The 14451-nt window shown below is 61.1% G+C and carries 11 protein-coding genes and 2 pseudogenes; 6 read left to right on the top strand and 7 right to left on the bottom strand.

Going from position 1 to position 14451, the window contains the following annotated elements; all coding sequences use genetic code 11:
* Positions 1 to 18 precede the first annotated feature (18 nt).
* Positions 19 to 240, top strand: a complete 222-nt coding sequence (locus tag PQR32_RS07070; protein WP_408223586.1) for a hypothetical protein — start codon at positions 19 to 21, stop codon at positions 238 to 240.
* Between the two features lie 45 nt (positions 241 to 285).
* On the opposite strand, the gene PQR32_RS07065 is transcribed toward PQR32_RS07070, so the two are convergent.
* The 6 genes and pseudogenes from PQR32_RS07065 to PQR32_RS07045 form a co-directional block, all read right to left on the bottom strand.
* Positions 286 to 549 carry a hypothetical protein gene (locus PQR32_RS07065; RefSeq protein ID WP_408223584.1) on the bottom strand — a complete coding sequence of 88 codons (264 nt, stop codon included), beginning with the start codon at positions 547 to 549 and terminating at the stop codon, positions 286 to 288.
* Between the two features lie 45 nt (positions 550 to 594).
* Positions 595 to 1344 (bottom strand): CBS domain-containing protein, encoded by a 750-nt coding sequence (locus PQR32_RS07060; RefSeq protein WP_408223582.1) that lies wholly within the window; start codon positions 1342 to 1344, stop codon positions 595 to 597.
* A 1466-nt stretch (positions 1345 to 2810) separates the two neighbouring features.
* Positions 2811 to 3875, bottom strand: coding sequence for a glycosyltransferase family 4 protein (locus PQR32_RS07055; RefSeq protein ID WP_408223580.1), 1065 nt, complete (start codon positions 3873 to 3875; stop codon positions 2811 to 2813).
* A 563-nt stretch (positions 3876 to 4438) separates the two neighbouring features.
* Positions 4439 to 4577, bottom strand: a pseudogene (locus PQR32_RS42255) (IS6 family transposase); the annotation flags it as partial.
* A 143-nt stretch (positions 4578 to 4720) separates the two neighbouring features.
* Complete coding sequence (locus tag PQR32_RS07050; RefSeq protein WP_408223578.1) at positions 4721 to 5866, bottom strand: alpha-hydroxy acid oxidase; 1146 nt, start codon at positions 5864 to 5866, stop codon at positions 4721 to 4723.
* Positions 5867 to 5947: 81 nt separating this feature from the next.
* Positions 5948 to 6657, bottom strand: a pseudogene (locus PQR32_RS07045) (enolase C-terminal domain-like protein).
* A gap of 254 nt (positions 6658 to 6911) precedes the next feature.
* On the opposite strand from PQR32_RS07045, the gene PQR32_RS07040 reads away from it, so the two are divergent.
* From PQR32_RS07040 to PQR32_RS07020, 5 genes are all read left to right on the top strand, one after another.
* The gene (locus tag PQR32_RS07040; RefSeq protein WP_408223576.1) at positions 6912 to 7556 is read left to right on the top strand and encodes a GntR family transcriptional regulator; all 645 of its coding nucleotides are present in this window, start codon (positions 6912 to 6914) and stop codon (positions 7554 to 7556) included.
* 121 nt (positions 7557 to 7677) lie between these two features.
* On the top strand, positions 7678 to 9159 hold the full coding sequence (locus PQR32_RS07035) for an extracellular solute-binding protein (RefSeq protein WP_408223574.1): 1482 nt from the start codon (positions 7678 to 7680) through the stop codon (positions 9157 to 9159).
* Between the two features lie 107 nt (positions 9160 to 9266).
* Positions 9267 to 10421 carry a carbohydrate ABC transporter permease gene (locus PQR32_RS07030; RefSeq protein WP_408223572.1) on the top strand — a complete coding sequence of 385 codons (1155 nt, stop codon included), beginning with the start codon at positions 9267 to 9269 and terminating at the stop codon, positions 10419 to 10421.
* The gene (locus tag PQR32_RS07025; RefSeq protein ID WP_408223570.1) at positions 10418 to 11449 is read left to right on the top strand and encodes a carbohydrate ABC transporter permease; all 1032 of its coding nucleotides are present in this window, start codon (positions 10418 to 10420) and stop codon (positions 11447 to 11449) included. The genes PQR32_RS07030 and PQR32_RS07025 overlap by 4 nt, the downstream gene beginning before the upstream one ends.
* Positions 11446 to 12564, top strand: a complete 1119-nt coding sequence (locus PQR32_RS07020; RefSeq protein ID WP_408223568.1) for an ABC transporter ATP-binding protein — start codon at positions 11446 to 11448, stop codon at positions 12562 to 12564. Before PQR32_RS07025 ends, PQR32_RS07020 begins: the two co-directional genes overlap by 4 nt.
* 127 nt (positions 12565 to 12691) lie before the next feature.
* On the opposite strand, the gene PQR32_RS07015 is transcribed toward PQR32_RS07020, so the two are convergent.
* Positions 12692 to 14446 (bottom strand): SulP family inorganic anion transporter, encoded by a 1755-nt coding sequence (locus tag PQR32_RS07015; protein WP_408223566.1) that lies wholly within the window; start codon positions 14444 to 14446, stop codon positions 12692 to 12694.
* Positions 14447 to 14451 lie beyond the last annotated feature (5 nt).

The raw sequence follows: 14451 nt of genomic DNA, 5'->3' as shown, positions 1-14451 counted from the left end.
TGGCCAGAATTCCGCCCCTTGAATGTGATCGCGGTCGATATCAAAATTCGGGTCAGCGATGTCGTCGTGAGGAATCGTTTCTGCAATCGAACGGCCGACAGTGACGGCGTGCCGCAGATGGCCGATCTGGGTCGCCAGGTGCTGCTGGACAACGTCCTAAAGTCGGAAAGACGCGAGCATTGCCCGAAGCTCGGTCCATTCGCCAGTTACACCGAGATGCATGGAGTCACGCATACCTGAATCCGTTTTCATCGCTTCGGCCAGGTCTCCGGGCAGGGCGACGGATTACTGGGCCAACGCAACCAGCGCAGCAAGTCTGACTTTATTTTCACGCTTTTCAGTCAGGTAGCCATGAATGAAAGGTAGCGACGCAGTGGCCGTCACCGCGAAAACGCTGCCCACTGCCTGTACCCATGCAGCAAGTGCCGGATGCGCTTCGACCCAACGAAGAATGTCATCCTTGTGTGGACTCCCGGGTTTGTCTTCTGATTCGCTGGTAACGGCGATAGACTTGTCCGCCAGTATGGTTGCGAAGGTGAACGGCGACATTTTTGCAGTGGTTCTTGGGATGAATGCGCTCTGTCCCGAGACGCGTCATTCCCGAGGGTGGTCCTCGCGGTCGATCTCCCCAGCGGCCTGTTCCCAGAACTGTACATCCCGGCCCTCCGGCGTACCCGCCCGCTCCCACACCTCACGGGCGCGGCGTAGTATCCGGGCTTCTCTCTCTGAAGTCGGCTCACGTTCTTCAACCGTTGCCCCCTCCTCATCGACACGGACGCTCGTCACGTCATATCCGTCCGCGAGCTGGTGCCACACCGTGACCTTGTTCAACTGTTCGAACTGACCGATCGCCGTCGCGATCGCCTCTGCCTTTGTGCCCTGGGCGACCGAAACGCGCATCAACTCGCTGTGATGCGGGTGACCGCGGTGGTCAGTGAATGTCTTATGAAAAATCACTTCATAGGGACGTCGCTGGGAGGTGCCACCGTCCACGTCAGACAGGGAAATAACGCCTACCAGGTGCCGGTCCCCTCGGTCGAGGACCGCCAGACGATGTACATGATTCTGGTTCATGATGGTGGCGGCCTGTTCGATCGGATCATCCTCGAAGCAGAAAAGTACTTCGGCCGACATCGCTTCGCGCACGGTCATCTGACTGACGTTTCGTGCATCCGCGACGCCCCGCATCGTGATATCGCGGTCCGTGAGCATCCCGATCACGCGCGTGTCCTGGCACACCGGCAACGCGCCAATGTTTTCGTTCTTCAGCTTGCGGGCTGCCGCGTCGAGCATTTCCTCCGCCTGAATGCGAACTGGCTCTTTCATCATTTCTCTGACTAGCATAACGTTGTTCCTGGTAGGGGTACCTGGAGAGGGTGCACCCCGCGCAAAGCGGTTAGCAGCACATCTCAGGCCTCACGAATACGGTTCAGTAAACCCGGAGATACAAACTCCAAGGTAGCCCACTGTTCAGGCTACGCGACAGCGGACGCAGATGCGGTCCGATAGCGTACAGAGAGACGAACGCCGGCCAGATCAGTGTCGCTCACTTGAGTGGCGGCTCCTTTCCTTAATGAACAATCCGTCCCCTGTAATCCTGACGACCAATGCGACCGGAATTTTCAGGCTGCAGGCACTGCTGGTTCGCGCTCGCCAGGCGCGATCATCTACGGCGACGCCGTCGCTGTGCCGAACGATAGAGAACGGTTGCCCGGCAGAGTGGACACGGAAAGTCTGCTCTGGCAGTGCACTGGCTACGGTTTCCGATACGTGACATGCCCGCGGACCCAGGGTCTCTACCTTCGACAAAGGGGCTCTTCTTCTTCCACGGATTTTTGATGATTGGGTTGTAGCGATCTGAAACATTGTGCGGTTTCCCGCCGCATGTAGTCACCGATCGGATTGATGTTTCCCCATGCCAATGGCGAAAGGGATTGCAGCTGGCTGTCATCAGGCTCCGGCCCGTGGCGTTTTGATCTCACGGACTCGCCCGTCACTCATGGGGCAGCGGCGGTGGTAAGTGTCCGACGCTCAGCGTACAGACGTGATCGCGGTCGCTGAGCGACCATCGCGTGATGGGCACGTAACTGGAACGTCCTATCTCAACCCGAAATAGCCGAGCACAAACAGAACGATGACCACGGCTCCAACAAGCCAGATGATGTTGTTCATGACACTCTCCTCAAGTTCGACACTAGCCTAAGCAGCGGTGCGACGCGGGTCGCGGACCAATTGGCGAAGCGTGCAGCGGCACCTCGCGTTTTGTCGCAACAAAGACTTGCGCGGTTGCGCCGGTTGCCGGCTGCGAATGCGCGCCCCGCGAGAGAAATCAGGGAATCACCGGCGCACGGCGGACGCAACCTATCTTTCTCACATGCGACAGGGTATGTCTGTACGGTAGCGGTCCGAACGCCTAAAGAAGGCTAATAGACTCTGAACGGAGTGGGAACGGTCGATCGTCACGGCCGCCTATGGCTACTGATGCGACACCTTCAGCGTAGTCAGCATCGGTAGCTGGGCCTATCAGTGTTGGTCGGATCGCAGGCACGGCGCACGGGTGAAGTTCGGACTCCGCTGGAGCCCTCGGACAAACAGATCGCCATGCAGACCAAGAATCGGGGGATTCACGTCCGGCGACCCCATGAATCATTCATGGCATCCCAACAGCCAGGGGCGCATGAGTCCGGCCAGACGGAAGGATGGTAGGTTCGCTGGGTTCATCGCATGAAAATGGCCGGTCAGCGTCCCTTCCGGCGTGCGTCGTCATGACCGGCGCCACGGCTTCGCCATGGAAAGCCGCCAGGCGCAGATCAACCGGCGGCGGCACGTCGCAACACCGGGCGCGTTGCCGCGTGAAGCAGTGACGTATAGCTGGCTACGTAATTCCGCGCCATCGTTCTGGCGCTGAAGCGGCGTTCGAACTGGGCGCGGACTTCCGTACGTGACAGCTCATCGAGTCGTTGCAGCGCGCCAACGGCACTCTGCACGTCTTCGCAGATATAACCGGTGACGCCGTGGTCGATCACTTCGGGGACAGAGCCGCGATTGAATGCGATCACCGGGGTACCGCACGCCATTGCCTCGATCATGACGAGGCCGAACGGCTCGGACCAGTCGATCGGAAACAGCAGCGCCCTCGCACCCGACAGGAATCCAGGCTTCTGCTGCTCGCTGATTTCCCCGAGAAATTCGACGTGCGCCTGCGACAGCAGCGGCTCGATTTCCGTCTTGAAGTATTTCTGGTCGGCCTTGTCTATCTTCGCGGCGATCTTCAACGGCAGACCGCTTTGTGCAGCGATCCTGATGGCGACATCTGCTCCTTTCTCCGGACTCAGTCGTCCCAGGAAAGCGAGATATTGCGGCTCCTTCTGCGTTTGCGGCGTGAGCAGCGTTTCCGGCAGACCGTGATAGATCGTGTCCAGCCAGTTCGCCTGCGGCAGCGGCAAACGTTGTGAATCGGAGATCGACACGACCGGCGCCTTCGGAAACGTATTGAACACGGCTTGCAATTCCGGCAGGTCGAGGCGGCCGTGCAGCGTCGTCACGAACGGCGTGTCGAGCCGCGAAAACAGCGAGAACGGCAGATAGTCGAGGTGGAAGTGCAACACGTCGAATTCGTGGGCGACACGGCGCACCTGTTCGAGCATCAGCATGTGCGGGGCGAGCAGGTCGCGGGTTGACGGGTCGAGGCGCAATGCACGCGGCCACGCGGCCGCGAGCGTCGCCTTCGTGTGCGAGTCGCCGCTTGCGAACAGGGTCACGTCGTGCCCCAGGTCGACAAGCGCCTCGGTGAGGTAGGACACCACGCGCTCGGTGCCCCCATAGAGTTCCGGGGGAACCGCCTCATGCAACGGGGCAATCTGTGCGATGCGCATGGGTACTTCTCCCTGGAAAGTGCACGCTTTAAAACCATCCAGGGTTGAGGCCTCGCAGGGCAACGTGTACGAGATCCTGGTGAGACGATCGGGACCGGCTCTGGGCGTCTCCCCTGGATGGCGGCGCTTCCGGATCGCATCATCCGGCGAATACGCGCTATGTCGCCACGGGATTGCAGGGCACCTCGTCGCACACCGGGAAAGTCGCAGTGGATGCAATGTTGTGGAAGCCGGGACGTCGGTGTTTTTTCCGTGAGGACGATGTGTCCGTCAATACGTTCTCACTTCTGGCACGGCAGGTCTGTACGGTAGCGGTCAACACCCTTTATACGATGCGTCAAACCTTCCTCAACGGTCTGGGAAACGGGCGGCCCCAGCCAGCGTGCTTGCGCCACGCGAAGGGAACGGGACCTGTCTGATTGCAGTGGAAATGCCGAACTTTCCAATCTGAAAAAACAGTGCATTAGGTCATTTTTAGTATGGGTATGGGCATCCCTGCCGCGCGGGCATTGTCAAATTGACGGAGACAGACCGGGTTTGGCGCAGACGTATCGTTATACTTATTAATTAGCGTTGGCCTCCGCTTGTGCCACCGTCCAGCGTTGCCACACGGAACTGCGCCTTGAGTTGGGCGCGATGGCATGAGGCCGTCATCCGGTGCGTGGGCAACGCGAAGTGCTGCCGGATCGGACCGAAGCAGGAGCAAGTTCGATGTGCACTGGTGGAGATCGACGTTTTTGCAAGCATCGGAAGATTGCGGCTCGAAAGAAGAGGCGGCGAACGGAATACGCCGAACATTCGGCTGAACACCGTCCACCGCCAGGCGTCGCGCCTGGCGCCGGTCTTCAACGCCTGTCAGGCAGCAGGATCCGCTCGTCCACCTGACGGATGTCAGTGTGGCCGCAAAAGGCCATGGTGATGTCCAGTTCCTTCTGGATGATCTGCAGGCACTGTGTGACACCAGCCTCTCCCATCGCACCCAGGCCGTAGAGGAAGCTGCGGCCGATCAGCGTGCCCCTGGCGCCGAGCGCAACGGCTTTCAGCACGTCCTGTCCGCTGCGGATGCCGCCATCCATCCACACCTCGATGCGCGAGCCGATCTCACGCGCGATCTCGGGAAGTGCCGAGATCGAAGAGGGTGCGCCGTCGAGTTGGCGGCCGCCATGGTTGGAGACGATCAGCGCGTCGGCACCGCTATTGGCGGCAAGGCGCGCATCTTCGACATCCATGATGCCTTTCAGAATGAGTTTGCCACCCCATAGCTTCTTGACCCACTCGACGTCCGCCCAACTCAGCGCCGGATCGAACTGTTCGGCGGTCCACGAACTCAGGGACGATAAATCGCCTACACCCTTCGCGTGACCGACGATGTTGCCGAAGGTGCGCCGCCGGGTGCCGAGCATGCCGAGGCACCAGCGCGGCCTGGTCGCCAGATTGATGAGGTTCGCTGGGGTCAGTTTGGGCGGCGCCGACAGGCCGTTCTTGATGTCCTTGTGGCGTTGGCCGAGGATCTGCAGGTCCAGCGTTAGCATCAGGGCGCTGCACCGTGCCGCGCGAGCCCGCTCAATTAACCGCACAATGAAATCGCGGTCGCGCATCATATAAAGTTGGAACCAGAACGGCTTGCTGGTCTCGGCGGCAACGTCCTCGATCGAGCAGATGCTCATCGTGGACAAGGTGAACGGGACGCCGAACTTCTCCGCCGCGCGTGCAGCGAGGATTTCGCCGTCGGCATGTTGCATGCCGGTCAAGCCCGTCGGCGCGAGCGCTACGGGCATGGCGGCCTCCTGACCGACCATTTCCGTGCGCGTGCTGCGGCCCGCCATGTTGACCGCCACTCGCTGGCGCAGCTTGAGGCGCTGGAAGTCGCTTTCATTTGCGCGGTAGGTACTCTCGGTCCATGAGCCACTGTCGGCGTAGTCGTAGAACATGCGCGGCACGCGCCGTTGAGCAAGCACGCGTAAATCTTCGATGCAGGTGATGGCAGGCACAGTTTTTCTCAGCACAGGGAATAACGACGAGTGTACGTTCTCGGACGCTCGCCCGGTATTCTGGGATTGCCTGGGAAAAATTCACGCCCGCCACGCCGCGCCTTGCGGAAAGTGAAATTGGTCGAGCGACTCGGCGCGCATCTCGAGGCTATAGCCGGGCAGTTGCGGCGGCTTATAGCGGCACATCACGCGGTTATGGCAATCCTCGCCGGTCGCCACACCGATCGGGGCCACGCGCCGGCGGATGGCCGCGTGCCCCAGGATATCGTCGGGGCTCGTCGGCTCTTCGATCCACCAGGGATCGAACTCTGCGAGGCGCCGCATGTTGGCGACGGCTTCGTCGACTTTCCACGCCGGGTTGGCGTCCATCATCAGCTTGCGATCAGCGCCGATTTCGTCGCGCAGAATGCGCGCGCCGCACGGTCCTCTCCCACACGGCATTCATGATAGCGGCAGGCGCGAGGTGAATCGCGCCTTTCTCCGGACCGATCCAGCGCAACTGGCTGTCTGACGTGAGGGCGCGCCAGAACGAACCCATGTCGGCAACGATGTCTTCGAGGGTCTTGCCGACGATGAGCGGCGCCAGCGAGTTCGCCGCGGTCACGCAAATTTCGTTAGCCCGGCCGATAGCGAAGGTAAGTCCGCGTCCCACCATCTGTTCCGGTGAGTCTGTTTCGAGCACGACGTAGGTGGCCGAATACTCCGGCGCCGCATTCAGCATCGGAGCCATCGAGTGAGCGGGAGGCCAGGAAGCGAATGTCCCGAACGGACAGCCTCGTGATCGTGGTCATCTGGACGCCCCCAAGCGTGACCGGTGCGGCAGCCAGTTGGTACGCGCGCATGGCTCGCACCAAGCGCTGCTGGTAAGCACACACGAGGCCACGCTCCAAGCGTTAGCACGCGTTGACAGCACTGATTTCACCACCTAGCATGCTAGCATGTCAGTCGCAAATCAAGCTCTCCGTGAGCGTCGTAATCCATGAAGTCAGCGGCCAACGGCCCTTATGCTGCATTGCAGAAACTGCAGGGCGGGGAACGGAGTAGTTTGACCGACGCCGTGGCAGAGGCGTTGCGCGAGGCTATCGTCACGCTTGCGCTGGAGCCAGGAATGATGATCGACAAGCAGGCGGTCTGCGAACGGATGGGCGTGTCGCGTTTTCCGGTGTCCGCGGCGCTTGCGAAGCTTGCCACCGCTGGGCTCGTCGAGGTGTTGCCGCAACGCGGCACACGTGTCAAGCCGATCGTGATTCACGACATCCGCCAGCATCTGTTTATCCGCAGCGCGCTCGAAGTCGAGACCGTGCGCGGCCTGTCGTCGACGCGATCCGATGCGACTCTGGAGGCGCTCGCCGCCAACCTCGACAAGCAACGCGAGGCCGTGGCCAAAGGATTGCGCCACGAATTTCACCTGCTCGATCTCGCCTTCCACGAGATCCTGCTCGACGCTATCGACTTGCCTCGCGTAAAGGAAATCGTCGCCACGTCGCGCGGCGCGCTTGATCGTGCGCGCCAGTTGCTGGGGAGTCCGGAACGTCATATTCATACACTCGAGGAGCACGTGCGCATCTTCGAGGCGATCGCGGAGCGTGACGCCGAAGCTGCGGCCCACGCGATGCACTGTCATCTGGATGAAGTCGTTGCAGAGTTGCGGCGCTTTGCCACCGAACGGCCCGATTTGTTCGAGGAGTAAACCGGCCCTTCGCACGAGTCTTCGTAGGAGTCTCCGGACCGCCGCAGTCCGGGCGCATCGGGTGGGCTGCTCGCCAGCCGCCGAGCGCAGCGTAGTCAACTCGGTATGGAGGAGACAAAAAATGAAACTCGTCAAATGTGCAAGCGTGGCCGCCGCCCTGGCGGCTGCGTGGTTCATGGCAGCGGGGCATGCGCTCGCTGCAGAAGATTTCCATGGCGTCACCATCAATGTGATGACGTTCGTGGGTCCGCAAATCGCGGAGCCGCTGCAGCGCCGTGCGCCTGACTTCGAAAAGCTCACGGGTGCCAAAGTCAACATTCTGACCGTGCCGTTCTCCGACTTGTACCAGAAGCTGCTGACCGATTGGGCCTCCGGTACGAACTCGGTCGACGCCGCGGTGTTCGCCCCGCAGTGGATGGTCGACTATACGAAGGGCGGCTTCCTCGAGGACCTGTCGGCGCGCGTCGCCCATGATCCGGCGCTGAAGGAAGACGACGTGATGCCGTTCTTCCGCGATTTTTCGGAGCGTTTCAATGGCAAGACCTATCTGGTTGCGCTCGACGGCGACTTCCAGATGGTCTACTACCGGACCGACATTCTGAAACAGCTCGGCAAGCAGCCGCCGAGAACCTGGGACGATTACCTGGACATCGCGAAGGCAGCGAACGGCAAGGTATTCGGCGGCGACGGCAAACCGGTTGCGGGTTCGTGTATTTCGAAGAAGCGCAATGCGCAGGCGTACTGGGCGATCATCTCGATTGCGGGTGGCTACATCCAGTCGAAAGGGACGGCGCAAGGCGCCTTCTTCGATCCGGCCAACTTCAAGCCGCTCGTCGACAATGATGCGTTCAAGGCCGCGCTGAACGTCTACAAGGAATCGACCCGATACGGACCGCCGAACGAAATCAATCTCGACGTCGGCGATACGCGCAGCGCCTTCATTTCAGGACACTGCGCGCTGACGCTCGACTGGGGTGACGTCGGCGTGCTGGCGATCGACCCGAAGCAGTCGAAGGTGATCGACAAGGTCGGCGCGGTCATCCTGCCGGGCTCGACGAAGGTGTTGAACCGTGACACCGGCAAGCTGGTGGCGTGCGACAAGAGTACGTGCCCGTATGCGGTGGAGGGCGTCAACCACGCGCCTTTTGCAGCATTCGGCGGGTGGTCCGGCGGGATCAATGCCAAGGCCAACCCCAAGGTGAAGGATGCAGCCTACGCGTTTCTCTCGTACATGAGCCAGCCTGCTCAATCGAATATTGACGTGACGATCGGTGCGACCGGCTTCAATCCGTATCGCCGATCGCAGTTCACGGACATGTCGATCTGGAAGAAGTCCGGCATGAGCGACGCGGCGGCGGCCTCCTACCTCGGCGCCATCAAGGCCAGTCTGCAAAGCCCGAATATGATCATCGACCTGCGTATCCCTCAGAACCAGCGCTACGAGCAAGTCGTACTGGATACCGCGGTGGCGCGGTTTCTCGCGGGGGAACTTGATGCCGACGCCACCATGAAGGCGATCCAGACAGGCTGGGATGAAATTACCGACGACCTTGGAAAGGACGGCCAGTTGAAGGCCTACAAGGCGTCGATCGGCGCGAAATAGCCGCATGCCGCGCCGGTCTGCGGCAACCGGCGCCGCTTCGGGAGAGGCGATGACGAACGGCGTCCGAACGTCGTTCGTCCGCCGTAACGATGACACGAGACTGGCTCATGCAATCTTCGTCGCACGTTTCGTCACCTGCTTCACAGCGACGCGCGTCGCGCAGGTCATCCGTTGCCAACTGGCTGGATCGCCAGGCCCCCTACGTGTTCGTGCTGCCGGCCGTGCTACTCATTCTCGGCTTTTCGATCTTTCCGCTAGTCACGTCCGCCTATCTGTCGTTGATGCGGTTCTCGCTCGGCGAGGGAGGCTACGAACTGAAGTTTGTCGGCATGCGCAACTACGTGAGGCTTTTCAGCGGCAGCCAGCAATTTCACTTTGTCGGTGTATTCCGGCCGCCTGGCATTATTAGCCTCTCGGTGATGGCCGCTGCCGCGCTCGCTACAGGCTGGTGGCTCCTCAGTTACCTGCGCGGCAGGCATCGCTCTGTCGTCGGCGGCATCGGCCGGCTGATCACTGCTGCGTCCTTGCTGGCGCTCGTGTGGCTTGCCGCCAATACGGTCGGTCACGGCGGCGAGCTGGGCAGCCTGATGGTGACGCTCTTTTACGTGGTGTTCGGCGTGGCGCTGCAGTTCCTGCTGGGTCTCGGGCTCGCCTACCTGTGCGCGTTGCCGCTCAAGGGCGGCCGATTTTTCCGGATTCTGTTCTTTCTGCCGCTGATGGTGACACCCGTTGGCATCGCGTACATGTTCCGCATGATGGCGGATACCGCAGTTGGCCCGCTTGCGCCGGTGTGGGCGTGGCTTGGGCTGGGGCATATCTCGTGGGCGGCGGACCCGTGGCTTGCGCGCATCGTGGTCATCATCGGGGATACCTGGCAGTGGGTGCCTTTCATGTTTCTTGTTTTGCTGGCCGCGCTGGAAGGCACCTCGCGTGACCAGATCGAGGCCGCGCAACTCGATGGCGCGTCGAGCTGGCGGATCTTTCGCGACGTGACCTGGCCGGCGATCGCGCCGGTCGCCGCGAGCGCGGTGCTGATTCGCCTGATCGAAGCGTTCAAGGTGGTCGACCTGCCGAACGTGCTGACCAATGGCGGCCCCGGCATTGCGACGGAATCAATGACACTGCACGCATTCATCGAATGGCGCACGCTGAATCTCGGCGGCGCGTCGGCCGTCGCCTACATGTTGTTCTTCGTGTCGACGATCGCGTGTGTGTCATTTTTTCAACTCGTCGTGCGGCGCGCGAGAGGGGGGCAATCATGATCCGGCGCCTCTTTGTTCCCGCACGGCTCGATGAGATTCCCATCGGCACCCGGGTGATTGCCTATGGCCTGCTTGGCTTATGGACACTGGTCGTATTGTTTCCGTTGTACTGGATGGCGATCACGTCGTTCAAGCTGCCTATCGACGTATCGAACGGGCCGGCCTACGTGCCATTCATCGACTTCAAGCCGAGTCTCGACGCTTGGCATTACATCTTCGTCGACCTCGGACCGGACACGTTTCGTCCCTACGTGAATTCGCTGATCATTGCCACGTTCTCCACGGCTGCCGCCGTGTTCCTGGGCTCGATAGCGGCTTACGCCCTCGCGCGCATCGAATACAGGCCGCCCGTCGCGGCGGTGGGTCTCGGCGTCCTGATGCTGGCCGTGGTGGTGGCCGCCGTCGGCTGGGGCGGTGTGGACCTGCGGATCGCAGTGGCCGTGTGCGGCGCGCTCTTTTTCCTGCTGCTGCGCCCGATCATCCGACGCGCAAGGCGCCATTTCGCCAACGACGACATTCTCTTCTGGATTATTTCTCAACGCATCTTGCCGCCTGTCGTCACGGTGATCCCGATCTACCTGACCTTCAAGAGCATCGGGTTGCTCGACACCCGGACCGCGCTGATCATCACCTATGCGACAGCGAATATGCCGATTGTCGTCTGGCTGATGTTCGATTTTTTCGCCAGCGTGCCGAAAGAAATCGAGGAGAGCGCACAGATCGACGGCGCGACACGCTTTGCCATCCTGTTTGGCATCGTGGTCCCGCTCGTCGCGCCGGGTATCGTGGCGACAGGCCTGCTCGTGCTGATCCTCTCCTGGAACGAGTATCTGTTCGCGCTCTTTCTGTCGACGGCCAACGCGCAAACCCTGCCACTTCTCGTCGCCGCGCAGAACGCCACTCGGGGGCCGCAGTGGTGGAACATGTCGGTGCTGATTCTGATCATGATCCTGCCGGTGATGCTGCTCACGCTCACGCTACAGCGCTTCATCGTCAAAGGCATTCTCGTGGGAGCGGTCAAAGGATGAACGACATGGAGACGCAGGCGCCACGCCCGTCGCATTTCGCGAGCTCGACGGTGCCGCATTCGAAGAGCGTCTCGCTGCGCAACGTCAGCAAGACCTTCGGAGACACACGCGTACTGCACGATCTGTCACTGGACGTACATGCGGGCGAGTTTCTTGTCCTTCTCGGCGAATCGGGTTGCGGCAAGACGACCGCGTTGCGCATCATCGCGGGACTCGAATCGGCGAGTGAGGGGAGCATCTACGTCGGCGACAACGACGTGACACAGCAACTGCCGCGCGATCGTGATGTTGCGATGGTATTTCAGTCCTACGCGCTGTATCCGCATAAGACGGTGTTCGAGAACATTGCTTACCCGCTGATCGTGAGAAAGCGCGCGAAGGCCGAGATCGATGCGGCGGTGCGCGACGTGGCGGCGAGCGTTCATCTTGAACCGCAGCTCGACCGGTATCCGCGTCAGTTATCGGGTGGCCAGCGGCAGCGCGTCGCGCTCGCTCGCGCCATTGTTCGCCGCCCCGCGGCGTTTCTGATGGACGAACCGCTGTCGAACCTCGATGCGAAGCTGCGCGGCCATATGCGTGCCGAACTCAAGCACATGCAGCATGAGCTCGGTGTCACTACGATCTACGTCACACATGACCAGATCGAGGCAATGACCCTTGCGCATCGTGTTGCGCTGATCGACAAAGGCGTCCTGCAACAACTCGACGCCCCAGCGCGCATTTATTCGGACCCCGCGAATCTGTTCGTCGCGGGCTTCATTGGTTCGCCGCCAATGAATTTTCTGCGCGGCACGCTGACGAACAACCGCTTCGAGTCGGAAGGCCTGGCGCTGGTTGCGGACGTAAATCATCATGGGGAGGCGGTGCTTGGCGTGCGTCCCGAAGACTGCATGCTCGTCACCGCGGCTGATGGTGAGTTCCGCGGGCACATCTATTCGGTCGAATTGATCGGCGATCACTCGCTCGTCACGCTGAACGTCGGAGAGCAGCAGATAGTCGTCAAGGTGTCGAACATGTTTGCTGGAGAGATCGGCACGGAGGTCGGCCTGCGGGCGAACCGCGAGCGCGTTTATTTCTTCGACCAGAGTTCGGGCCTGCGTATCCGGCAGTGCTGAGTGTTGCCGGATGCGGGCAGCGGATTGACCCAGATTGGCGCGATGAAGAAACCGAAGCCGCTCGAAGACTCACGCTGGATTCGCGTTCGGCTCGGCTTCGCAGGATTGCCTTGTGTCGGGAATTCATTCAATCCGGAGTTGCAGTTGAGTCCGGCGACGACGCCTTTCGGGCCATCTCCCGCCTGAACGCACGCGTTGCTTCGCGTAGGGTCGGAAAGTGCGGCCACGGCGGCCCCGCTTCCCCCAGACCGCGATCGCTCAGCCACTGAACGGTTTGCGCGTAGCGTCCGGCCATGACCATCGTAATACCACGTGCCGCGAGCTCGCGCTGAAGTTCAGTCAGCGTATGGCGGCCGGTGACGTCGGTGGCTGTGATCGTCATGGCGTCCAGCACGAACCAGCGCGGCGCGAGGCCGGCCGCATCAACCAGTTGTAACGCCGAGCGTTTGAAATAGCGTGCGTTGAAAAAAACAACCGGAGCGTTGAACCGGAAAAGACATAGTCCGGGGGTGAAGCGCGCAGTCGGATGCAGTGCGACGTTGTGAAAGCCAGGCATCCCTTTCACCTCGCCAAGCACTTCGCAAGAGGGGCGTGCAACGATTCGGATGAAGCGCAGCAGCGCCAGAACGACGGCCAGCAGAATGCCATGCATGGACCCCAGAACAACGACACCGATGGTTGCCACGATCGAGATGGCAAGCTCGTCTTTTGCCTCCCGCCATAGCGTCCGGAGCGTTGCCACGTCAACCAGTGAGACGGCAGCCATCACCAGGACAGCGGCCAGGGCAGGGATGGGCACGTATTGGAGCGGTCCCGTAAGGAACAGCAGGACAACAGCGATCGTCGCAGCTGCAAACAGCCCTGCAACCTGGGTGCGGCCGCCGGCGGTGTCGTTCATCGCGGTACGGGAGGAGGCGCCACTGACGGCAAAGCCCTGCGATAGCGCCGAAGCGATGTTCGCGGCACCGATCGCCGCCAGTTCGCGATCGTCATCGACGTCGTACCCATTCTTTGCGGCAAAGCTGCGCGCTGTCAGCATGCCACTGCAAAACGCGATCAACGCGATCCCGGCTGCATCGACAAGTAGCGTATCGAGCGACTCGAGCGTGCCGTACGGTAGAGTCAACGCGGGCAGGCCAGCCGGAACCGGGCCTACAGTTTGCACACCCTGGGCATGGAGTGCGAAACCCTTGGTGGCGAGTCCCGAAAGCGCCAGGGTTATCAGCGCGGCAGGCACACGGGGCAACACCTTCGGTGAAATCACCAACATCACGAATGAAGCCAGACCGACCGCGACGGTTGGAAGGTGGGTTTCTCCGAGTCTCCCCGCGACCTCCACCAGACGCGGAATGATGCCACCCGACTCGACCTTGAAGCCGAGCAGCTTGCCCATCTGACCGAGCACGATCGACAACGCGACTCCGTTCATGAAGCCTGTCAGGATAGGACGCGACAGGAAATCCGCACAGACGCCAAGCCGCAGGAAACTGGCACCGATGCACAGCAGGCCCGCAACAAGCGCGAGCGTCATCGACATGGATAGGTATGCGGCAGAGCCGAGTGCGGCAAGCGGAGAAATGGCCGCAAGGATCAATGCGCAGGTCGCCGCGTCCGGTCCAACGATCAACTGGCGCGATGTTCCGAAGAGCGCATAGGCGACCAGCGGAAGGATGCTCGAATAGAGACCGATAGCAGCGTTGAAGCCCGCGAGTTGCGCGTATGCAACGCCGACGGGCAAAGCAATCGCTGCAACACACAGGCCAGCAACGAAATCGTGGCGCAGATCCTGCACACGGTAATGAACGAGGTCGTGCAGACCCGGAGCGATACGTGCGATCCGGTCCAGTGCTGCGGATCCTCTGCGAGTGGGCGCTCGGTTCATAAGAA

Origin of the sequence: Paraburkholderia dipogonis, from assembly GCF_046027395.1 — a bacterium.
Classification (GTDB): Bacteria; Pseudomonadota; Gammaproteobacteria; order Burkholderiales; family Burkholderiaceae; genus Paraburkholderia; species Paraburkholderia dipogonis_A.
This window is presented reverse-complemented; position numbering and strand designations above follow the sequence as displayed.

Bases quoted from the DNA above. Each gene is read 5' to 3' on its own strand.
- PQR32_RS07030 (WP_408223572.1), top strand. From the start codon at position 9,267: ATGCAATCTTCGTCGCACGTTTCGTCACCTGCTTCACAGCGACGCGCG.
- PQR32_RS07035 (WP_408223574.1), top strand. From the start codon at position 7,678: ATGAAACTCGTCAAATGTGCAAGCGTGGCCGCCGCCCTGGCGGCTGCG.
- PQR32_RS07065 (WP_408223584.1), bottom strand. From the start codon at position 549: ATGTCGCCGTTCACCTTCGCAACCATACTGGCGGACAAGTCTATCGCC.
- PQR32_RS07025 (WP_408223570.1), top strand. From the start codon at position 10,418: ATGATCCGGCGCCTCTTTGTTCCCGCACGGCTCGATGAGATTCCCATC.
- PQR32_RS07015 (WP_408223566.1), bottom strand. From the start codon at position 14,446: ATGAACCGAGCGCCCACTCGCAGAGGATCCGCAGCACTGGACCGGATC.
- PQR32_RS07020 (WP_408223568.1), top strand. From the start codon at position 11,446: ATGAACGACATGGAGACGCAGGCGCCACGCCCGTCGCATTTCGCGAGC.
- PQR32_RS07060 (WP_408223582.1), bottom strand. From the start codon at position 1,344: ATGCTAGTCAGAGAAATGATGAAAGAGCCAGTTCGCATTCAGGCGGAG.
- PQR32_RS07055 (WP_408223580.1), bottom strand. From the start codon at position 3,875: ATGCGCATCGCACAGATTGCCCCGTTGCATGAGGCGGTTCCCCCGGAA.